This is a genomic window from Streptomyces sp. NPDC008137 (genome assembly GCF_042957035.1).
Lineage (GTDB): Bacteria > Actinomycetota > Actinomycetes > Streptomycetales > Streptomycetaceae > Streptomyces.
Map to the genome: position 1 here is coordinate 44,361 of NZ_JBIBHN010000030.1, position 20,162 is coordinate 64,522.

Annotated in this window: 15 protein-coding genes; 3 read left to right on the top strand and 12 right to left on the bottom strand. The window is 72.8% G+C overall.

Going from position 1 to position 20,162, the window contains the following annotated elements; translation table 11 throughout:
- Nucleotides 1–34 precede the first annotated feature (34 nt).
- Both ACFZBT_RS33230 and ACFZBT_RS33235 read right to left on the bottom strand, forming a co-directional pair.
- Nucleotides 35–1,096, bottom strand: coding sequence for a hypothetical protein (locus ACFZBT_RS33230; protein WP_391111591.1), 1,062 nt, complete (start codon nt 1,094–1,096; stop codon nt 35–37).
- 60 nt (nt 1,097–1,156) lie between these two features.
- On the bottom strand, nt 1,157–2,128 hold the full coding sequence (locus ACFZBT_RS33235; protein WP_391111594.1) for a TIGR03557 family F420-dependent LLM class oxidoreductase: 972 nt from the start codon (nt 2,126–2,128) through the stop codon (nt 1,157–1,159).
- A gap of 73 nt (nt 2,129–2,201) precedes the next feature.
- On the opposite strand from ACFZBT_RS33235, the gene ACFZBT_RS33240 reads away from it, so the two are divergent.
- Entirely contained in the window at nt 2,202–3,632 is a 1,431-nt protein-coding gene (locus ACFZBT_RS33240; RefSeq protein ID WP_391111597.1) for a serine hydrolase, read from the top strand.
- On the opposite strand, the gene ACFZBT_RS33245 is transcribed toward ACFZBT_RS33240, so the two are convergent.
- The 5 genes from ACFZBT_RS33245 to ACFZBT_RS33265 all read right to left on the bottom strand — a co-directional run bounded on the left by ACFZBT_RS33245 (nt 3,624) and on the right by ACFZBT_RS33265 (nt 9,679).
- Entirely contained in the window at nt 3,624–5,282 is a 1,659-nt protein-coding gene (locus ACFZBT_RS33245; RefSeq protein ID WP_391111600.1) for a protein kinase, read from the bottom strand. The two genes, ACFZBT_RS33240 and ACFZBT_RS33245, sit on opposite strands and share 9 nt — an antisense overlap.
- 337 nt (nt 5,283–5,619) lie before the next feature.
- Complete coding sequence (locus ACFZBT_RS33250) at nt 5,620–6,579, bottom strand: pyridoxal-phosphate dependent enzyme (RefSeq protein WP_391111602.1); 960 nt, start codon at nt 6,577–6,579, stop codon at nt 5,620–5,622.
- A 99-nt stretch (nt 6,580–6,678) separates the two neighbouring features.
- Entirely contained in the window at nt 6,679–7,743 is a 1,065-nt protein-coding gene (locus tag ACFZBT_RS33255; RefSeq protein ID WP_391111605.1) for a polyprenyl synthetase family protein, read from the bottom strand.
- Entirely contained in the window at nt 7,740–8,804 is a 1,065-nt protein-coding gene (locus tag ACFZBT_RS33260) for a tetratricopeptide repeat protein (protein WP_391111608.1), read from the bottom strand. Before ACFZBT_RS33260 ends, ACFZBT_RS33255 begins: the two co-directional genes overlap by 4 nt.
- A 197-nt stretch (nt 8,805–9,001) precedes the next feature.
- Nucleotides 9,002–9,679 carry an AIM24 family protein gene (locus tag ACFZBT_RS33265; RefSeq protein WP_391111611.1) on the bottom strand — a complete coding sequence of 226 codons (678 nt, stop codon included), beginning with the start codon at nt 9,677–9,679 and terminating at the stop codon, nt 9,002–9,004.
- Between the two features lie 201 nt (nt 9,680–9,880).
- Between ACFZBT_RS33265 and ACFZBT_RS33270 the strand changes: the two genes are divergently transcribed.
- Nucleotides 9,881–11,125, top strand: coding sequence for a GDSL-type esterase/lipase family protein (locus ACFZBT_RS33270; protein WP_391111614.1), 1,245 nt, complete (start codon nt 9,881–9,883; stop codon nt 11,123–11,125).
- Nucleotides 11,126–11,367: 242 nt separating this feature from the next.
- On the opposite strand, the gene ACFZBT_RS33275 is transcribed toward ACFZBT_RS33270, so the two are convergent.
- From ACFZBT_RS33275 to ACFZBT_RS33290, 4 genes are read right to left on the bottom strand one after another with little or no spacing between them, the layout of a single operon-like run.
- The gene (locus tag ACFZBT_RS33275) at nt 11,368–14,304 is read right to left on the bottom strand and encodes an AAA family ATPase (RefSeq protein WP_391111617.1); all 2,937 of its coding nucleotides are present in this window, start codon (nt 14,302–14,304) and stop codon (nt 11,368–11,370) included.
- Nucleotides 14,305–14,333: 29 nt separating this feature from the next.
- Nucleotides 14,334–14,696, bottom strand: a complete 363-nt coding sequence (locus ACFZBT_RS33280) for a UBP-type zinc finger domain-containing protein (protein ID WP_391111620.1) — start codon at nt 14,694–14,696, stop codon at nt 14,334–14,336.
- Nucleotides 14,693–16,138 carry an ATP-binding protein gene (locus ACFZBT_RS33285; RefSeq protein ID WP_391111622.1) on the bottom strand — a complete coding sequence of 482 codons (1,446 nt, stop codon included), beginning with the start codon at nt 16,136–16,138 and terminating at the stop codon, nt 14,693–14,695. Before ACFZBT_RS33285 ends, ACFZBT_RS33280 begins: the two co-directional genes overlap by 4 nt.
- Nucleotides 16,135–17,811, bottom strand: coding sequence for an FAD-dependent oxidoreductase (locus ACFZBT_RS33290; protein WP_391111625.1), 1,677 nt, complete (start codon nt 17,809–17,811; stop codon nt 16,135–16,137). The genes ACFZBT_RS33285 and ACFZBT_RS33290 overlap by 4 nt, the downstream gene beginning before the upstream one ends.
- Before the next feature lie 199 nt (nt 17,812–18,010).
- On the opposite strand from ACFZBT_RS33290, the gene ACFZBT_RS33295 reads away from it, so the two are divergent.
- Nucleotides 18,011–18,886, top strand: a complete 876-nt coding sequence (locus ACFZBT_RS33295) for a universal stress protein (RefSeq protein WP_391111628.1) — start codon at nt 18,011–18,013, stop codon at nt 18,884–18,886.
- Between the two features lie 33 nt (nt 18,887–18,919).
- On the opposite strand, the gene ACFZBT_RS33300 is transcribed toward ACFZBT_RS33295, so the two are convergent.
- A complete protein-coding gene (locus ACFZBT_RS33300) occupies nt 18,920–20,152 on the bottom strand; it encodes a DUF4032 domain-containing protein (protein WP_391111630.1) in 1,233 nt (410 codons plus the stop codon).
- Nucleotides 20,153–20,162 lie beyond the last annotated feature (10 nt).

Here is a 20,162-nt window from a genome sequence, read left to right on the forward strand (position 1 = left end):
GAGCCCTCTAGTACCCCTCATACGCGCAAGATGCTCAGCCCTGCGGGTGATTCCCGCGGGCGCCGCGCAGGGACTCGATGCACACGGCCACGGCCCGCTGCAGCTCCTCCAGGCGCTCCACCATGTCGTCCTCGTAGAACTCCGGGGTGTCGTCGAAGGTCAGCTCCTCGAACACCTTGGTCGCCTTCTGCAGGCTGCTGTAGAACTTCGTGCGCCGCTCCTGCACCCGCAGCCCCGGGTCGGCCTCCACGGTCTCGACGACGAGGGACTTCATGGTGTCGTACGCCTCGGCGGCCCATTCGCCGGAGTCCTCGTCCTCGTCCAGCTCGTCGATGAGCGACAGGTGCCGTTCGGCCTCCTGACGCACATCGGCGGGCGCGTCGAGGGTCTGCCCGGCGGGCGTCCTGATCTGGCCCGACTCGGCGATCTGGCGCACGTATCCGATGCGGTCGGCCGCCCTGCTCTCGCCGGCCACGGCCTTCTTCAGCTCGTCGGTGCGCACGACGTCACGGGCCAGTTCGGCCTGCAGGTCGGGGTCCTCCCGGACCCGGTCCAGCAGGGCCTGACGGGCCGCCCGGGCGGTGGAGGGGTCGGCGAGGATCGCGGCACGCAGGGCGGTGGGATTCTCCGCGACCTCCAGCGCCTTCGTGGGCCGGATGCCCTCCGCCTCGGCGGCCTCGGTGATGGCGGTACCGCGCTCGGAAGTTGCGCTGTTGCGGGAGACGTAGTAGCTCAGCCACACGTCCGCGTCCGGCAGTTCCACGTCCTGGCCCGGCGTCAGCGCCTCGAAGTGCGGGACCAGGCCGTCGTCGGCGGCCCGGTCCCACGCCTTGTAGTAGCGCATGACCCGCTCCGGTGAGCACCCGGCGAGCTCCGCGAACTCCTTCGCCGACACCTTCGGCGTCTCGTCCGCGCCCTGCCCGCCGGGCCGCACGCTGCGCGCCACCTTCAGCCCGAAGGCCCACCCTCCGGTCCGGGCGTACGCCCCGAACTCCCGCGCGTCCAGCGCGACCAGGTCGGAGACGGGCGCCGGGGAGGTCTCGGGCGGGGTGATGGCTACGGTCACGGACGACTCTCCTGAGGGGGTTGGCTGCATCGAGTACGTGCAGGCCAGCAGCCTATCCCCACCGGCGGAGAGCCATCCGCGCCACCGGCCTCAGCCGAAGGCGTCGCGCAGCGCGGGCAGCAACGTCTTCTCCGACCAGTCCAGGTACGCCGGCTGCGACTCGCCGCCGATCTGGACCAGGGCGATCTCGGTGAAGCCCGCCTCGGCGTACGGGCGGACGGCCTCGACGAACGCCTCCGGGTCGTCACCGCACGGAATGGCGTCGGCCACGTCGTCCGGCGTGACGAACTGGGTGGCCGCCTCGAAGGAATCCGGGTGCGGCAGCTCCGAGTTGACCTTCCAGCCGCTGCCGAACCAGCGGAACTGGGAGTGGGCGCGCTCGACGGCCGTGTCCCGGTCTGGGTCGTAGCAGACCGGCAGCTGGCCGATGCGCGGCTTGCCCGCGCCGCCGTGCCGGTCGAACGCCTCCAGCAGCCCCGCCTTGGGCTCCGTGGCGATCACCAGGTCGCCGAGCCGGCCCGCGAGTTCGCACGACCGCTCCCCGGAGACCGCGACGCCGATGGGCGGCGCCTCGTCCGGCAGGTCCCACAGCCGGGCCGACTCCACGTCGAAGTGCGTGCCGCGATGGTTGACGTGGCCGCCCTTGAAGAGGGCCCGGATGATCTCCACGGCCTCCTCGAACATCTCGTGCCGCACGTCGACGGACGGCCAGCCGCCGCCCACCACGTGCTCGTTGAGGTTCTCGCCGGAGCCGAGTCCCAGCCGGAACCGGCCCTCGGACAGCAACTGCAGCGTCGCCGCCTTCTGCGCCACCACCGCCGGGTGGTAGCGGAACGTCGGGCACGTCACGTACGTCATCAACGGAATACGTGACGTGGCCTGGGCGGCCGCGCCGAGCACGGCCCACGCGTAGGGCGAGTGCCCCTGCGAGCGCAGCCACGGAAAGTAGTGGTCGGAGGTCACCGAGAAGTCGAAGCCCGCCTCCTCGGCCCGCACCACATGGTCGACGAGCTCTCGGGGGCCGGCCTGTTCGGTCATCATCGTGTATCCGATTTGCACCATAACCGGCGAGTCCCCTGACAGCGGGCGTGAAACATGCTCGATCAAGGTCGGCCGACGGGTGCAGGATGCGTCCATGAGTGCCTCCGCCCTGCCGTCCTCCGTCCCAGCCGCCCAGGGCGTCGACGCCACCGGCGTCCTCGCCTTCCTCGACGCCCTCGAAGCCGCCCCCGAGATCGAGCCGCACAGCCTGATGATCATGCGGCACGGACACCTCGTCGCCTCCGGCTGGTGGGCGCCGTACACCCCCGACCGCCCCCACCTGCTGTACTCGCTCAGCAAGAGCTTCACCGGGACCGCCGCCGCCCTGGCCGAGGCGGAGGGACTGATCGACTTCGACGCGCCCGTGATCTCATACTTCCCGGAGTTCGAGGCCGACATCACCGACCCCCGCAGCCGCGCCATGCTCGTACGGCACGTGGCGTCCATGTCGAGCGGCCACGAGCGGGAGACCGTCGAGGAGACCTACGGGCTGGACCGGGCGGAGCCCGTGCGCGGGTTCCTGCTGCTCCCGCCGGACCGCGATCCCGGGACGGTCTTCGCCTACAACCAGCCCACCACCTACACCCTCGCCGCGATCGTCCAGCGGGTGACCGGGCAGCGGCTCACGGAGTATCTGCGCCCGCGGCTGCTGGATCCGCTCGGCATCGGCGAGGTGTTCTGGCAGCGGGATCGCGCCGGCCGCGAGATCGGCTACAGCGGACTGCACGCCACCACCGACGCCGTCGCCCGGCTCGGCGAGCTGTACCTGCGCGACGGGGTCTGGGAGGGCCAGCGCCTGCTGCCCGAAGGGTGGGCGGCCCGGGCCGCGCGCCCGCACATCGCGACCGCCGGTGCCATGGGAGACACGGACCGGCAGGACTGGGACCGGGGCTACGGCTACCAGTTCTGGACCTCCCGGCACGGCTACCGGGGCGACGGCGCGTACGGCCAGTTCTGCCTGGTGCTGCCCGGGCACGACGCGGTGATCGCGACGACCGCGGCGACCGAGCGGATGCAGGACTTCCTGAACCTCGTCTGGAAGCATCTGCTGCCCGCCTTCGGACCCGGACCGCTGACCGGCCGGGAGACCGCCGACGCGGCCCTGCGCGAGCGCCTCGCCGGGCTCGCGCTGCCGCCCGCCCCGGGCAGCCCGACACCGCCCGGACGGGCCGAGGACTGGGCTGCCGCCGAATTCGGTTCCCCGGAGGGCGGCCCGTCCCGGTCGGCCGCGCTGGTACAGGAGGCGGACGGCTGGAGGCTGGGACTCACCGAGAACGGGAGCCGGCTGGACCTGAGGATCGGGAAGGCGGACTGGACGGTGGCGGAAGGGCCGCTCCCGACCGCGGTGAGCGGCGGCTGGACCGATGTCGGCACGCTGGCTCTGGAGGTGGCGTTCCTCGAGACCCCGCACCGTCTGGCGCTGACGTGCTCCCTCGCGGACCGCACGCTCACCACGCGCTGGCGCACGCAACCCCTGCGTCCAGGCCCGCTCACCTCCCTGCGCGCACCGCGCGGCTCAGTCTGAGGCCGGCCGGAAGGTCTTGAGGAAGGTGCGCAACGCCTGCTCGTTCGCGCTGTCCTCCCAGTCCGCGGCCGGGGTCGTCCAGCGCAGCGAGAAGCTCCGGCCCCCGCCCAGCAGGAAGCCCCGGCCGAAGGTGCGCACGCGGGTGTCGCCGGCGTCCACCGTCCACTCCATGTCGGCGGCCTCGCGCCCCTGGTACGTCGTCGCGCGGATCGCGCCGATCCGGTCGTAGTCGTCGGACTGCTTCAGGTTCGGTTCCACGTCGTCCCGCCACACGGCCACAGGGTCCGGGCCGGCGTCCGCGCTGTAGGTGACGGCCAGCGTGCGGTCGTCTCCGTCGGCGCCGAAGACGACCCGGTACGCCGGGCCCTCCCGGTCGGTGTCCAGCCGCTTCCAGTCCTCGGGCAGGGCGACGGAGAAGCCCTCCGGTGCGCGGTAGCGGTGGAAGCCGGGCGGCAGGCCGGTGGCCGGGGCGGACGGTGTGGCCTCGGGGGACGACGGGGAGGGCGTGGGAGAGGAGGGCGCGGGGGAGGAGGGCGTCCCGGTCGGGCTGGGCGTCCCGGACGGCTCGGGACCGTCGCCACCGGTGCTCTCGCCCGGCGAGGCGGCGGAGGCCGGCGGCCGGGCCGGCGAGTCGGCTGCCTCGCCGCCGGTGTCACCGCCGGGCAGCCCCTGGGTCGCGGCGAGCACGGCGACCGCGACGGTGACCACGGCCAGGGCCGTCCCGGCCACCATGGTCCGTCTGCTCCAGGCCGGGTTCCCCGGCAGCATGGCGGCGTACGAGCCGCGCAGCCGCGGGGCCTGCACGGATCCCAGGGCCGCTTCCGGGTCCTCACTGAGCGCGCGGGTCAGCGCCTCACGGACCACCGGGCGGGTCAGTCGCTCCCGCGAGTCCTTGCGGAGCAGCCCCTGCACGACCTGGGTGAGCGGCCCGGTGCGCACCGGCGACCGCAGCGGCAGCCGGTCCACGGCCTTCAGTGTGTTCTCCGGGCGCCCCCGGTCACGGAACGGCGGGCGTCCCTCGACCATCGTGTAGAGGATCGCGCCCAGCGCCCACAGATCGGCCGCCGGGCCGATGCGCTCGTCCCGGGCCTGTTCCGGAGAGGCGTAGGCGGGCGCCGTGAGCCGGGGCGCGAGGGTGGCGCCGGCCAGGCCGTAGCCGGTGACGACGACCGAGTGGTCCTCGCGTACGAACACCTGGCCGGGACTGAGTTCGCCGTGGGTGATGCCCTCGGCGTGCGCGGCGTCCAGGACGTCGAGCAGCGCGAGGCCGATGCGCGCGGCCCGCACGTAGTTGAACGTGCCCTGCTCCGAGAGGAGTTCGCCCAGCGGAGTGCCGTCGATCCACTCGTTGACGGTCCACAGGGCGCCGGCCTCCTCGACGGTGCCGACGACCGCGGCGATCCGGCCCGGGCACAGCAGCGCCATGTTCTCGGACGTGCGCAGCAGCCGGGCGGAGGCCCGGCGTTCGGGTTCGAGCGGGTCGTCAGGAAGCCCGATCTGGGTGACGAGACACGGCCGCGAGATCTCGCCGGCGCCGGTGTCCTCGGCGTACCAGCAGATGCGGTTGGTCTCGCGCTGGATGATCTCGAGCAGCCGGTACCGGCCGGCGACCAACTGGTGTGTGGAGACGTGCGCCCTGCCCATGGCCATCCCTCGACTGGAAACCTAACTCTCAACCTTTTCCAGAGGTACGGGGAGTGAGGCGCACTCCGTTCAATCGGATCGCAACTCCGTGTTCATTCTTGTCCTTTGTTCAAGAGATGGGGTCAAGTGTGCGAGGAAAAACGGTCTTTCGCGGGCTCAGACGCGGCCTACCTCGGCCACCGGGGTCTCCGCACGCTCGGAGAATTCGCCCGCCGCCGCCCGCGGATTCGCAAATTCCGGGCTGGCCTGGTGGTAACCGCCGGTAAATGCGTGGGTGTACAACATCTGAACTCAGAGCCCTCCGATGAATTCCGCGACGGATTCCCCGAGGGCGGCCGGATCCTCAGCGCAGACCGAAGCGACGCGACCAGGCGATCATGTCCCCCGTGGTCGCGTTGCCCCCGCACACCACCAGGCCGAGCCGGGCTCCGTCACCGACCCGCTCCAGGACCTGCCGGGCGGCGGGCAGCAGACAGCCGGCGGCCGGTTCGGCCCACACCTTGGCGTGGTCGGCCAGCTCCAGCGAGCCCCGTACGGCTTCCCGGTCCGGGACCACGAGCACCTCGGTGACCAGGGCCGAGACATGGTCGTACGTCAGTTGCGAGACGGACGGGGCGCTGAGCGTGGAGACGATCGACGACAGGGCGACCGGAAGCGGACCGCCCGCCGCCAGCGCCTCGGACATGGCCTGCGCGCCCTCGGTCTCCACGCCCCAGACCCGCACACCGGGCCGGAGCGCCCGCAGCGCCGCGGCGACACCGGAGATCAGCGCGCCGCCCCCGACGCTGACCAGCACATCGGTCAGCTCCCCGGCGTCCTCGGCGAACTCCAGGCCGACGGTGCCCTGCCCGGCGATCACCACGGGGTCGTCGAAGGGGTGGACCAGGGTCAGCCCCTCCTGCTGAAGCCGCGTCATGAGCGCGAACGCGCCGTCCATGTCGTCGGTCACCCGCACCGACGCGCCCGACGCCTCCGCGATCTCCACGGCACGCTCGGGCGCCGATCGGGGCATCACCACCGTGGCCTTCACATCGAGGGCCGCGGCCATGACCGCGACGGCGATTCCGTGGTTCCCGCCGCTGACCGCCACCACGCCCGCGGCCCGCTCCGCCTCGCCCAGCGACAGCAGCTTCGCCGTCGCTCCGCGCGCCTTGAACGACCCGGTGTGCTGCAGCAGTTCCAGCTTCGCGGTGACCGGGGCGCCGAGCAGTTCCGACAGTCCAGGGCTCGGCACGGCCGGGGTGCGCACCATGTGTCCGGCGATCCGCCCGGCCGCCGCTTCGATCTCCGAGATGCCGATCACGGCTGTCGTCCTTCCGGCGCGGGGTCGTGGAACGCGCCTGGTCGCAGCCTGGCCCGCCGACCCGGCCGAGGTCAATCCGGCCGGGCGCAAGCCACCGGATCAGACGTCGCGCCGTACCAGGAAGCCGAGCAGCGACCGCAGCTCGCCCACCGACCCCGCCGCGAGCGGCACCCCGGCAAGAGCCGTCTCGACGGCGGCGATATGACGCCGGGCCTCGGCCAGGGCCGCCGAACGGCCGCCCGCCTCCTCGATCAGCGCCGCCGCCGCGTCGGGCTCCTCGCCGCTCTCCAGGAGCGCGGCGAGCCTGCCGCCGCTCGGAGAGTCGAGCGCGACCAGTACCGGGAACGTCTTCTTGCGCTCCCGCAGATCGCCGTGGACCGGCTTGCCGGTGACCTGGGGGTCACCCCAGATGCCCAGCACGTCGTCGACGATCTGGAAGGCCACTCCGAGGTGCCGGCCCGCCCGGTCGAGGGCGGTGACCGTCTCCGGCCCGGCACCCCCGAGCACGGCACCCAGCGCGGCCGCACAGCCCAGCAGGGCGCCCGTCTTGTGCTCCGCCATCGTCCGGTACTCGTCCGGCCGCACCCGCCGCGGTCCCGTCCAGGGCCGCTCGGCGAACAGCAGGTCGTCCGCCTGCCCGCGCACCAGGTCGCCCAGCGCCCCGGACAGCGCCCGTACGCCACCGGCACCGCCCGGCTGCGCGGCGAGCGTCTCGATCGCCAGCGCGAACAGGGCGTCGCCCGCGAGAACCGCGGGTCCCGTGCCGTAGGCCTTCCACACGGTCGGGCGGCGTCGCCGGTCCGCGTCGCCGTCCATGATGTCGTCGTGCAGCAGGGAGAAGGTGTGCACCAGCTCCACGGCCACGGCCGCGGCCACTCCGGCCCTGCCGGGCGCGCCGGCCGCCTCGGCGCCGAGCACCGCGAGCGCCTGACGTACGCCCTTGCCGCCGGAGGTGGCGGCGGGGGCACCGCCCACCTCGCACCAGCCGAAGGAGTACGCCGCCATCTCGCCGACCCACGGGTGCAGCCGACCGACGGCATCGGCCAGGGCGGGCCGCACGAGGGCACGGCAGCGATCGAGGACCTGGTGGGCGTCCGCGGAGCGTGGGGTGGGGGCCGCGAGTTCCTGCCGTGCCGCCCTTACCGCCAGGGGGAGCGCCGTCATCGGGTCGCCTCCGCCCCCGCGAGCGCGAGCCCCGCGTCCGGTATGCCGAGCTCCTCGTGGGCGCGGGCCACCATCTTGCGGGCGTGCTGGAGGCCGATCCGCTCCAGGGTGCCGGCGAGGTCGGCCAGTTCGGCCGCCGTCTCGCCGTGGTCGCGGCCCAGCCGGGCCAGTGACTTGGCCAGTCCGAGGCGCGAGAGGGCCTCCCCGCGCGGCTCGCTCATCTCGCGGAACTCCGCGAGCGCCTGCTCGTACAGGTCGCGTGCCTCGGCGTAACGCCCGGCCCGGTACAGCACGTTGCCGCGCATCTTGTGGTTGTAGGCCAGCGCGCTGGACAACCGCATCGCGCGGCAGGTCGTCTCCGCCTCGCTCAGCAGCTCCAGGGCCCGCTCGGTGTCCCCGTCGCGCACCGACACCACGTCGGCCAGACCGCGCAGCGCCCAGGCGTGTCCGCGCCGGTCGTCGGCGCCCGCGGCGATCTCGGCGGACTCCTCGAACAGCGCGTACGCCGTGTCGTAGTCCCCGGTGTTGCGGTGCATCTGCGCGATGCCCTCCAGCGCCCACACCGTGTGCCGCGCCTCGCCGCGCCGCCGGGCCTCGGCGAGCAGCTGCTCGTGCAGCCGGCCGACGGCCTCGTAGTCGCCCTGGATGCGGCCGGTCTCGGCCAGGCCCGCCAGCGAGTAGCCGCGTACGACGATGTCCCCGCCGCGTTCGCCCAGGTCGGCCGCGAGCTGGAGGAGGCGGCGGGCCAGCGGGAGCGCGCCGCGCTGCCGGGCCAGGGTGCCGCCGCTCCACAGAGCCCAGGCCATCGCCCCGACGTCCTCGGCCTCGCGGGCGGCGCGGTAACTCGCCTTCCAGGCCCGGTCCGCGTCCGCGACCCGGCCCAGCCGGCGCTGCGCCTCGGCCACCGCGAGTCCGGAACGCGCCACCTCCCCGGGCTCGCCGGCGCGCTCGGCCGCCCTCAACTGCTCGGTGCCGGCGGCCAGTACGTCGGTCAGAGAGGAGTTGACGGACAGAGTGGTGAGTGCGCCCTGGTACTCCGGGGCGAATGCCTTGCCGTACATCGATGCCTTTCGATCCGTATACGCACCATGTATACGCTCTGTGTATACGTGGTGCGTATAGAAGAGGGGAAACCGGCCCTGGCCGCGAGGGCCAGGGCCCACCTGTTGCCGATCAAGACGTCGAGTGAACGGACCGGGTTGCCTGTGAGGCGCAGATCACCCGAGGGCAATCACCCGAGGCGAATCCAGCGCCGGAATCAGTGCTGTCCGGGCTTCTGCGGGGTCGCCTCGCTCGGCCGCACGACGACGTACCCCTCGCCCTGCAGCACCAATTGCACGGCCTCGCCGGAGCCGCCGCGCAACATCGACCCGATGGACTGGGAGCGGTGCAGGGAGGTCTCCAGGCCCGCCGTCCAGCCGACGATCGCGTCGGTGTCGACGTACACCGGGTACTGCGCGGAGACCGGGATGACGAGTGGGGTGCCCTCGCAGACCAGGCCCAGTTTGCCGTGTCCGGTGAAGACGCTGTTGAACAGACCGCCGCCGGTCATGCCGGCGCCCTTCACGGTCGCGATGCGGTACGACAGCGTGGCGTCGAAGCACAGGACGTTGCGGCCGTTGACGGTGAACTCGTCGCCGGGTTCGACGTCGACGATGAAGCAGTTCTGCGCCTCGTGGGCGAACCAGGCCTCGCCCTGTCCGCGCACCGCCATCAGCGGCAGTCCCTCCCCGGTGACCGCACGCTTGAGCATGCCGCCCACGCCCTGGCCCTTGCGCTCGAACTGGAGGTTGCCGCGGTAGGCGATCATCGCGCCCTGCCGGGAGAGCATCTCGCCGTTCACCGTGTACCGGACGCACTTGGCGTTCTCGATCGTCATGCCCGCCGCTACGGCCGGCTGGGCCATGTGCTCGCTGGAAAAGAGGTCACCCTTCATGCGGGCATCCTCACCCGGAGCGTCTCCCTCCGCCAAGATCGCCGGCCACTGGGCCAACTCAGGACCGGTGCCGACACTCGAGAGGATCGTCATGGTCGCGGCAGGGGCGTGTGCGCGGCGTGCGAGACCGCACCACTACCGTGTCGTACGCCGGGACCTCCCCGGACGATCGCCCGCCGACCGGCCGAAGGAGCGCCGACGATGCCCCGCACCGCCCGCCCCCGCCGACGCACCGCCCTGGCCGCCCTCTCCGTCTGCCTCGTGCTGGGCTGCGGAGCCGGGGCGACGCCCCAGGGGGCCGAGCAGGCCCGGCCGCCCAGCGCTCCGGCGGAGCCGGGGGACGGTGTGGTCACCTGGGCCTCCTCCGCCGACCGCTTCGGTGAGGCGGTCGGCGGCCGCGGCTACCGGATGGTGGTGCACACCAGTGTCGGTGGCAGTGGCCTGCGAGTGCGGCTGTCCAACGCCTTCGGCGACCAGCCGGTGACCTTCGGCAACGTCCACGCCGGCCTACGGCGGCACGGAGCCGCGCTCGTACCCGGCAGCAACAGGCGCCTGACCTTCGAAGGAGCGCGCTCCGTCACCGTCCCGGCCGGCGGCATCGTCCACAGCGACCCGCTGCCCGGCCATGTCCCCGCCGCGAGCTCGCTCGCCGTCAGCCTGTACGTCGCCCGGGCGGGAGGCGCGCTCACCGGGCACTGGCTGGCGATGCAGACGTCGTACACCGCCGAGGGCGACCACACCGCGGAGGAGAGCGGGGCCCACTGGAAGAAGCGGACCGGCTCCCGGTTCTACCTCGACGCCGTCACCGTGCGGCCACGGTCCACGGCGGGCGCCGTGGTCGCCCTGGGCGACTCCGTCACCGACGGCTGGCAGTCCACCACCGACCTCAACCGGCGCTGGCCCGACTACCTCGCCCGCCGGCTGGCCGAGTCCCCCACGACGACCGTCAAGGGGGTGGCCAACGCGGGGATCGCCGGGAACAGGGTCCTGACCGACGGCCCCGGGCAGAGCGCCCTGCACCGCCTCACGCGGGACGCGCTCTCGCTGCCGGGCGTGCGCACGGTGGTCCTCTTCCAGGGCGTGAACGACATCAAGTTCGAGCCGGGCGTCACGGCCGCCCAGCTGATCGCGGGATACCGCACCCTGATCGACCGGGTGCACGCGGCCGGCAAGTGCGTCGTCGGCGCCACGATCGCCCCCTTCAAGGGCTGGCAGGAATGGGACCCCGCGGGGGAGGCCGTGCGCCGGAAGGTCAACGCCTTCATCCGCGGCAGCGGCGAGTTCGACGCTGTCGCCGACTTCGACCGCGTCCTGCGCAGCCCCTCCGACCCCGAGCGGATCCTCCCCGCCTTCGACGGCGGCGACCACCTGCACCCCAACGACAAGGGGATGCGGGCGATGGCCGACGCCGTCGACCTCGAGAGCCTCGACTGCGGGGGCCGCTAGGGCCTGTCGTTTGGATCATGCCGCAGACGCGGGGCTTGGCACGCACATCTGCCGCGTTGTCGTCCCTCGCCGACGCTCCGCGTCGACTCCCTCCTCCGCCTTGCATCTGCACGCACCAAGCCCCGCTCACCGGCACTGAACAGCACCGTCACTTTCCTGCAGCCTGATCCAAACGACAGGCCCTAGCCCGGTCCGTTCGGCGCCTCGACGGCGTGCTCACCCGGTCATACCGGTCGTCCCGGTCAGCCGGACGCCGACGGCTCCGGGGCGATCAGACCTTCCCGGTAGGCGATCGCCACCGCCTCGCCGCGGCTCGACGCGCTCAGCTTGGCGAGGATGTTGGAGACATGGACGCTCGCCGTCTTGCCGCTGATGAACAGCTCGTCGCCGATCTGCCGGTTGCTGCGGCCGAGAGCGAGCAGCCGCAGCACCTCCTGCTCGCGGGCGGTGAGCGCGCCGGCCCGGTCCTCGGCCCCCGGTGTGTCCGAGAGCCGGCCGCGCCGGACCAGGGCGTCGACCCGCTCCCGCAGCGGCGTGGCGCCGAGGGCGTCGGCGGTCTCCCGGACCGTCCGGGCCTCCGCCGCCGCCTCCTCGCGACGCCCGGCCGCCACCAAGGCCTCGGCGTACCGCAGCCGGCAGCGCGTCCGCTCGTAGACATCGCCGTAGCCGAACGCCTCCACCGCCGCCGACCAGGCCGCCACGTCCGGACCCGACACGGCCCGGAGCCGTTCCGCCTCCGCCCGGGCCAGCCACGCCTGCCCCTCGGGGCCCTGGGAAGTGCCGGTCTCGCCGTGGGCCGCGGTGGCCCGCGCCAGTTCCACCAGTTCGGCCGCGGTGTCCGTCCAGCGGCGGGCCCCGGCCTCGTCGCCGGTCAGCCGCAGCCCGGCCGCGGCGTCGGCCACCGCGGACAACGCCAGGGCGGCGAGCCGGACCGTGACATCCGGGCGGGTACCCGCCTCATCGGTGAGGGTCTCGACCGTGGACCGCATCCACCGCACCGCGTCCTCGGGATCGCGGCGCAACCCGGCGGCGTCGGTGAGCACGATGCCCGCGACCAGGGTGCCCATCCAGTCGAACGGCCCCTCCAGCAGCGCCCGCGCCCGGTCGGCGGCGGCGAGATCGCCGCGCGCGAGCGCCACCGACAGCGCCGGACCGTCCGTGTAGCCGCCGGCCGCCGGCAGCACGTCCGCGTCCGTCGCCGCCGCGCGCACACACTCGTCCCAGCGGCCCAGCACATGCAGCACCAGCAGCCGCAGGTACCGCATCTCCAGCGGATACGGCGACGACAGCAGCCCGGCACGCCGGGCCCGGTCCAGTCCCTCCGTCAGCCAGGGCAGGCACTCCGCCAGCGCACCGGACTCGTAGCACCCCATGGCCAGGTTGAACAGGGCGCGCAGCTCCACGGGCGCGTTGCCCGAACTCCGGGCCAGTTCCCGGGCCTTGACCAGCCGCTCACGGCCCTCCGGGCCGCGCCGCCCGCCGCCGTCGAACACGGCCAGGGAGATCAGCAGATCCGCCTGGGCGTCGGTCACGCGCAGCCGCTCCGCCACCCCCAGGGCCCGGCGGGCGACCCGCACCGCGGTCTCGTTCTCCCCGACGTGGCGTGCGGCCATGACATGAGTGGCCGCCGCCCACACCCAGGTTCGCGACGGCGGATCCTCGGGGATCATTCCCAGGGCCTCGCTGCTGTAGGCGAACGCCGCCGTCAGGCTGTCCACGCTCAGCAGGTTCCCGGCGAGGGTGTAGCGGACCCGGGCGGCGAGTTCGGAGTCGGCGTCCTGACCGAGCTCGGACAGCGCGGACCGGGTCAGGGAGACGGCGCGGTGCAACTCCCCGGCGTGCACGGCCGCCGCCGAGGCACGCAGCGTCAGCGTCACCCGGTCGACGCCTCCGCCCGGGGGCCGGGCCTCGGGGCCAACCGCCGGCCACAGGTCGAGGGCCGCTTCGAGATGCCGCTGCTCCTCGGCGGGCGCACCGACCCGCTGGGCGTGGTCGGCGGCCTCCAGGGAAGCGGTCAGCGCCTCCGCGAGGTCGTGGCTCTCCCGGTAGTGGTGGGCGCGCTCGGCGGCGCTCTCGCCGGTCCGGCCGCGCCCGGCGAGCAGGCGCGCGAACGCGCCGTGCAGTCTCGCCCGCTCCCCGGGGAGCAGATCGGCGTAGACGGCCTCACGGGCCAGGGCGTGCCGGAACGAGTACGTGTCGTCGTCCCCGGCCACGAGCAGCTGCCGTCCCACCGCCTCGCGCAGCGCCGACTCCAGTTCCTCCTCCGGCAGCCCCACGGCCTCCCGCAGCACCTCGTGCTCCACCCGGCGCCCGGCGACGGCCGCGGTCCGCAGCACCTGCTGCGCGGTGTCGGAGAGCTGCTCGAAACGGATCAGCAGCACATCGGCGAGTCCGCCGGGCACCCCGCCGGGCTCCGAGTCTGTGGCCGCGAGCAACTCCTCCGCGTAGAAGGCGTTCCCCTCGGCGCGCTCCACGATCCGCCGCACGGTGGTGTCCGGCAGCGGCCGGTCCTCCAGGGCACGCACCAGCCGGGCCACATCGGGATCGGCCAGCGGCCGCAGCTCCAGCCGGTCCACGGCGGGCAGCCGTATCAACTCCGCCAGCAGCGGCCGCAGCGGATGCCGTCGGTGCAGGTCGTCGGCCCGGTACGAGGCGAGAACCGCCAGCCGGTGCCTGAGGACACCCCGGCCGAGCAGGAACCGCAGCAGATCCCGGGACGACTGGTCGGCCCAGTGCAGATCCTCCAGCACCAGCAGCAACGGGGCGACATCCGCCGCGTCGGCCAGCAGCCCCGCCATCCCCTCGAACAGCCGCAACCGCCCGTCCACGTCCCGCACACCGTCGGACCCGGCCCCCAGCAACCGCTCGACGACAGGGTGTGCGGCCAGAGCGGGCCGGAACCGCTCATCGCCCGCGAGCACCCCCAGCACCTCGGTGAACGGCAGATACGGCAGCCCGACGTCCCCGAGATCCACACAATGCCCGGTGACGACGGTCATCCCGGTTGCGGCGGCCTGTGCGGAAACCTCCTCCAGGACCCGCGTCTTACCGACTCCTGCGTCTCCGGCGACCAGTACCGCCCGCGCTTCCCCACCCCGGGCACGCTCCAGCACGCCACTCAGCCGGGCAAGTTCCAACTCGCGCCCCACAACCGGCGTGACGAATGAACCCTGGGGCACTGAACCAACCTTCTTCTGCCAGGGGGCTCCTAGGCCCGCAACACCTTCGCCCAATCAACCGGCACACGCCCCGCGGGCCCCGGTGTCGGCTGATCCGCGGGATGACTCACAGGCGGAGCCAGTTCGGGCCCGCCCTCGTACAACTCGTTCGCAGAGTAGTCCCAGTACCAGTTCTCCCCGGGCTCGAAGCTCTGCACCAGGGGATGCCCGGTGGCCCGGAAATGCCCCGTCGCGTGCTGCGCGGGCGAACTGTCACAACACCCCACGTGCCCGCACCGCGCGCACCGCCGCAGATGGAACCACCACCCCCCGGCCGCGTCGCACTCCACGCACCCGTTGCCGCTCGGCGGCACGCCCGGGTCGATGCCGTTGTCACCACTGTCGCCACTCATGAAGGCTCCTCCTCGACCGATGTGAGCGGAAGCAGCACCTGGAACCGTGTGTTCCCAGGCTCCGACTCCACCTGGATGCTCCCGTGGTGTTTGTTGACCACGATCCGCCAGGAGATGTCGAGGCCGAGCCCGGTCCCCTCACCCACCGGCTTCGTCGTGAAGAACGGATCGAAGATCCGCCCCCGGTCCTCCGCCGGAATGCCGACACCCGTGTCCCGGAACTCCACCAGCAGCCGGTCGTGGTCCGGAGCCGTCCGCACGGTCAGCGTCCCTTCGCCGCCCGCGCTGTTGATGGCCGACACCGCGTTGTCGATCAGATTCGTCCACACCTGGTTGAGCTCCGCCGGGTACGCCGGGATCCTCGGCAGCGTCCGGTCGTACTCCTTGACGACCTTGATCTCCTTGCCGATCTTGCCCGACAGCATCAGCAGCGTGGAGTCGAGGAGTTCGTGCACATCGGCGTTCTGGAAGGGCGCCCGGTCGAGCTGCGAGTACTGTTTCGCCGCGTCGACGAGATGCGAGATACGGGTGGTCGAGTCGTTGATCTCGTCCATCAGCAGCTCGGTCTCGACGGTGTAGTTGAGCCACCCGATCGCGCTCGGCAGCATCTCCTCGTCGACGGCCGCCGCGACCTGGTCCAGCCAGTCCTCGTCGAGACCGGCCTGCACGAACACCGGCGCGATCCGCCAGCCCTCCGGGATGCCCCGGTCGTCGAGCCAGTCGCTGAGTACGTCCTCCCGGTCGGAGGCCTCCAGCGGGCTCAGCGCGGGCGCCTTGGCGACCCGCTCGGCGGTGCGCTCCTGGATGTCGATGAGGTTCGCCATGACCTCGGGGGAGTAGGACCCCTGCGCGATGACCGCCAGCTTGTGCCGCATCTTGCCGACCCGCTCCCGCAGCGTCGCGGTGGCCCGGACAGCCGCGGCGGCGGGGTTGTTGAGCTCGTGGGTGAGCCCCGCCGACAAGGAGCCCAGCGCCAGCAGCCGTTCGCGCTGGCCGATGGCCCGCTGGGTGCTCTTCGAACCGAAGAACAGCCCCTCCAGCAGATGCACCGCCATCGGGAACCACTCCTGCATGATGTCCGCGAACGTGTCGGCGGGCAGCACGAAGAACCGCGTCGGCTCGGTGACGCGCATGGAGTTGTTGTAGACCTGCCGCACCCGGTCGCCCAGATACGCCTGCATGGACCCGGCGTACACCCCGCGCTGGGAGGTCCGGGTCACCTCCACGTCGTCCCCGCCGACCCGGCGGTACAGCACGACCGTGCCCTCGAGCATCACGTAGAAGCAGGTGGCGGGCTCGCCCTCGGTGTACACGGGGCCGGGCTCGAACCGCTCCACCCGTCCCTCGCCGCACAGCCTGCCGAGCTGCTCGGGCGTGAGCTTCTCGAACAGGAACAGCGCCCCGATCTCCTGCGGGTTGCACGGCAACGACCGCCCGCTCATGACTGCTCCAGATACCGGTGGACGAGCATCACGGCCATGGCTCCCTCTCCGACGGCGGACGCGACGCGCTTGGCGGACTCGGCACGGGCGTCGCCCGCCACGAACACGCCGGGCACGTTCGTCTCCAGGTGGTACGGCGGCCGGTCCAGCTCCCAGTCCTCGGGCGGGCGGCCGTCGGGGGTCAGGTCGGGCCCGGCGAGGATGAAACCGCGCTCGTCCCGCAGCACCGTGCCGTCCAGCCAGTCGGTCAGCGGGGCCGCGCCGATGAACACGAACACCCACTGCGCGTCGACCTGTTCGGTCTGCCCGCTGTCCACGTCCCGCAGGGTGAGCCGTTCCAGGTGGCCGTCGCCGTGCGCCTCCTCGACGACCGTGCGGGCACGGACCTGGATGTTGGGCGACTCCTCGATCTGCTGGATCAGGTAGTGCGACATCGACGCCGACAGCGATTCGCCGCGCACCAGCAGCGTCACCGACTTGGCGCCCCGCGAGAGGTACATCGCAGCCTGCCCGGCGGAGTTGGCGCCGCCCACGATGTAGACGTCCTGCCCCTGGCAGGAGGGGGCCTCCGTCAGGGCCGAGCCGTAGAAGACCCCGCAGCCGGTCAGGTCGTCGCAGCCGGGCGCGGCCAGCTGCCGGTAGGACACGCCGGTCGCCAGGATCACGCTGTGCGCGGCGACCGCCGAGCCGTCGGAGAACCGGACGATCCGGGCGGCGCCGTTGACCTCCAGCGCCGTCACCTCGCGCGCGGTGAGGATCTCGGCGCCGAACTTCGCCGCCTGCCGCCGTGCCCGGTCGGTGAGCTGCGCACCCGACACCCCGTCGGGGAAGCCCAGGTAGTTCTCGATGCGCGAACTCTGCCCCGCCTGGCCGCCGGTCGCCGACCGCTCCACCAGCACGGTCCGCAGCCCCTCGGAGGCACCGTAGACGGCGGCGCCGAGTCCTGCCGGTCCGCCGCCGATCACGACCAGGTCGTAGAAGTCGGCCGTGGGGGTCGTCGCCAGACCGACCCGGGAGGCGAGGTCGACGGCCTCCGGTTCGACCAGGGGCGTCCCGTCCGGCGTGATGACCACCGGCAGCCGCATCGCGTCCGTGCCGGCCGCGGCCAGCAGCCGCCGCCCCTCCGGCTCCTCGGCGGAGTACCAGCGGTACGGCACCTGGTTGCGGGCCAGGAACTCCCGTACGTCCGAGGACCGCGACGACCAGCGGTGCCCCACGACCTTGGTGCTGGGCACCGGCCGGAAGTCGCTGGTCCGCCACGCCTGGAGCAGGTCGTCCACGACCGGGTAGAGCTTCTCCTCGGGCGGGTCCCACGGCTTGAGGAGGTAGTGGTCGAGGTCGACGACGTTGATCGCGTCGATCGCGGCGTTGGTGTCCGCGTACGCCGTCAGCAGCACGCGCCGCGCGCCCGGGTACACGTCCAGGGCCTGTTCGAGGAACTCGATGCCGTTCATCTGCGGCATCCGGTAGTCGGCCAGGATCACCGCCACGAGATCGCCGCGCAGCTTCAGCTCCCGCAGCGCGTCGAGCGCGGACTCGCCCGACTCCGCGCGCACGATCCGGTACGACGCGCCGTACCGCCGCCGCAGATCCCGGGCCACGGCCCGGGAGACTCCCGGGTCGTCGTCCACGGTCATGATGACGGTCCGTGCCGCGTCGGCGGCCTGTGCCATACGTCCCCCACACCGGGCGGTCGACTCACGGCACGGCGTCCCGGGGCGCCGCGCCGGCCTTCGCCCATCGTATGTTCGATCGCCGGGCGGCGCTCCGAAACGGAGATCACCCCGGGCGGTCCGGGACTCGGTGGAGGCGGTGAAGAGGGGTAGTGAAGACTGGACGCACGCAGTGACCGTTTCTCAGGGAGGCAGCCGGATGACAGGCCCGATCACCGCAGGAGTCGACGGATCGCAGGAGAGCCTCGCCGCTCTGTCCTGGGCGGCCCGGGAGGCAGTGCGGCGCGGGCTGGCACTGCGGGTGGTGCACGCCTGGCGGCCCCAGCCGCAGGAGGCGCCCGAGGCGCGGATCGCCGGGGACGCCGACAGCCAGGCGGAATGGGTGCGCGGCGCGGTGAACGAGGCCGTCGGGACCGTCACCGAACGGCACCCGGGCCTCGACGTGACCACCGACATCGTCGAGGGGCCGGCAGTCGACACCCTGCTCGCCGCCGCAGCCGACGCCGAGCTGCTGGTGCTGGGCTCGCGCGGGCACGGGCCGATCGTCGGCTTCCTGCTCGGCTCGGCGGGCCAGCAGGTGATCGCCGGGGCCGCCCGGCCCGTCGTCCTCGTCCGCGCGGGCGACGCACCCTCCGCCGAGGCCGCCGGGCGCGAGATCGTCGTGGGCCAGCAGGGCGACCCGGAGGACAGCGCCGACGCGCTGCGCTTCGCCTTCGAGACGGCGGCCGCGCGCGGAGCGACCGTGCGGGTCGTACGGGCCTGGACCCTGCCGCCCTTGTTCGCCTACAGCCCGGGCTCGCTGAAGCTCCTCGACGAGGCCGGCGGACTGGAGCCGTACGAGAAGAAGAGCCTGGACGAGGCGGTCCGGCCGTGGCGGGAGCGCTTCCCCGGCGTACCGGTGGAGGAACACGTCGAGATGGGCAGCGCCGCCCAGGTCCTGCTGTCGGTGGCCGGTACGGCCCAGCTGATGGTCGTGGGCCGCCGGGCGCACCGTACGGCCGTCGGCGCCCGGATCGGCTCGGTGGCGCACGGCATGCTGCACCACGCGGACTGCCCGGTCGTCGTGGTGCCGTAAGAAGCCCGGCTCACGCCCGACGGCCGCGGCTGCTCATTCCGCGGTCGGCTGCAGCGTCTTGCGGGCCTTGGGCAGGATGTTCTGAATGTAGTCCTCGACCGCGGTGTCGATGCCGATGTCGTGCTGGGCCCGCTCGGACATGTACCAGCGGTGTTCGAGGAGCTGGTGGTAGATCTCCGCCGGGTCCACCGCGCCCCGCAGCTCGGGCGGAACGGCTCGCACGGTCGGCCGGAACACCTCCCGCACCCAGCGGTGGGCGAGGACCTCCGGGCGGGCCCCCAGGGGGTCGCCCGGCGCGTAGTCGTCCTGGGTCGCCATCCAGCTCTCCAGGTCGTTCAGCAGCCGCCGGGCCTGGTTCTCCTCGGTGTCGAGGCCGGTCAGGCGCAGCAGCTGCCGCTGGTGGTGGCCCGCGTCGACGACCTTGGGCACGAAGCTCACGGTGTCACCGTTCGACGCGTGCTCGATCTGCATCTCGGCGACATCGAAGCCGAGTTCGTTCAGGCGGCGGATCCGGCGCTCAATGTAGTGGTATTGGCCGGCCGGATAGACGGAGGTGCGGGTCAGCTCGTCCCACAGCGTGCGGTAGCGGGCACAGATCTCCATGCCGAACTCGATGGGGTCCACGGACGGGTGCAGCGCCCCGGACGCCTCCAGGTCCAGCAGCTCCCCGCTGATGTTCACCCGGGCGAGGTCCAGGTCGTACTCGCGCTGTCCCACGCTGAGCTGCGGATGCAGATCACCGGTCTCGGCGTCCACCAGATACGCGGCGTAGGCACCCGCGTCCCGCCGGAAAAGGGTGTTGGACAGGGAGCAGTCGCCCCAGGCGAACCCGGCCAGGTGCAGCCGCACCAGCAGCACGGCGAGCGCGTCCATCAGCCGGTGCATGGTGGCCGGGCGCATGGTCGTCTCGAACATCGAGCGATACGGCATGGACCCGCCCAGGTGCCGGGTGATCAGGACACTCTCCAGCGGGGTGCCGTCCGCGGTGGTGCGGCCGGTCACCACGGCGAGGGGGTCCACCGACGGGATGCCGAGCCGGTCCAGGTCGCGCAGCATGTCGTACTCGCGCTGCGCGGGCCGCTCGGCCAGTTCCTTGACGGCGATCACCTCGTCGCCGGCCCGGGAGTAGCGCACCACGTGCCGGGAGATGCCGCGCGGCAGGGGCACCAGGTACTCCTCCGGCCACTCCTCCAGGGGAACGTCCCACGGCAGTTCCAGCAGGAGCGCGGGATGCTCCGGGTTGGTCGCGCTGATCTGCAGTGCCATGGGCCGGGTG

Coding starts and splice junctions, on each gene's coding strand:
- ACFZBT_RS33300 (WP_391111630.1), bottom strand. CDS start 20,152: ATGGCACTGCAGATCAGCGCGACCAACCCGGAGCATCCCGCGCTCCTG.
- ACFZBT_RS33260 (WP_391111608.1), bottom strand. CDS start 8,804: ATGTACGGCAAGGCATTCGCCCCGGAGTACCAGGGCGCACTCACCACT.
- ACFZBT_RS33240 (WP_391111597.1), top strand. CDS start 2,202: ATGAGTGCCTCCGCCCTGCCGTCCTCCGTCCCAGCCGCCCAGGGCGTC.
- ACFZBT_RS33230 (WP_391111591.1), bottom strand. CDS start 1,096: ATGCAGCCAACCCCCTCAGGAGAGTCGTCCGTGACCGTAGCCATCACC.
- ACFZBT_RS33245 (WP_391111600.1), bottom strand. CDS start 5,282: ATGGCCATGGGCAGGGCGCACGTCTCCACACACCAGTTGGTCGCCGGC.
- ACFZBT_RS33270 (WP_391111614.1), top strand. CDS start 9,881: ATGCCCCGCACCGCCCGCCCCCGCCGACGCACCGCCCTGGCCGCCCTC.
- ACFZBT_RS33280 (WP_391111620.1), bottom strand. CDS start 14,696: ATGAGTGGCGACAGTGGTGACAACGGCATCGACCCGGGCGTGCCGCCG.
- ACFZBT_RS33235 (WP_391111594.1), bottom strand. CDS start 2,128: ATGGTGCAAATCGGATACACGATGATGACCGAACAGGCCGGCCCCCGA.
- ACFZBT_RS33285 (WP_391111622.1), bottom strand. CDS start 16,138: ATGAGCGGGCGGTCGTTGCCGTGCAACCCGCAGGAGATCGGGGCGCTG.
- ACFZBT_RS33265 (WP_391111611.1), bottom strand. CDS start 9,679: ATGAAGGGTGACCTCTTTTCCAGCGAGCACATGGCCCAGCCGGCCGTA.
- ACFZBT_RS33290 (WP_391111625.1), bottom strand. CDS start 17,811: ATGGCACAGGCCGCCGACGCGGCACGGACCGTCATCATGACCGTGGAC.
- ACFZBT_RS33295 (WP_391111628.1), top strand. CDS start 18,011: ATGACAGGCCCGATCACCGCAGGAGTCGACGGATCGCAGGAGAGCCTC.
- ACFZBT_RS33255 (WP_391111605.1), bottom strand. CDS start 7,743: ATGACGGCGCTCCCCCTGGCGGTAAGGGCGGCACGGCAGGAACTCGCG.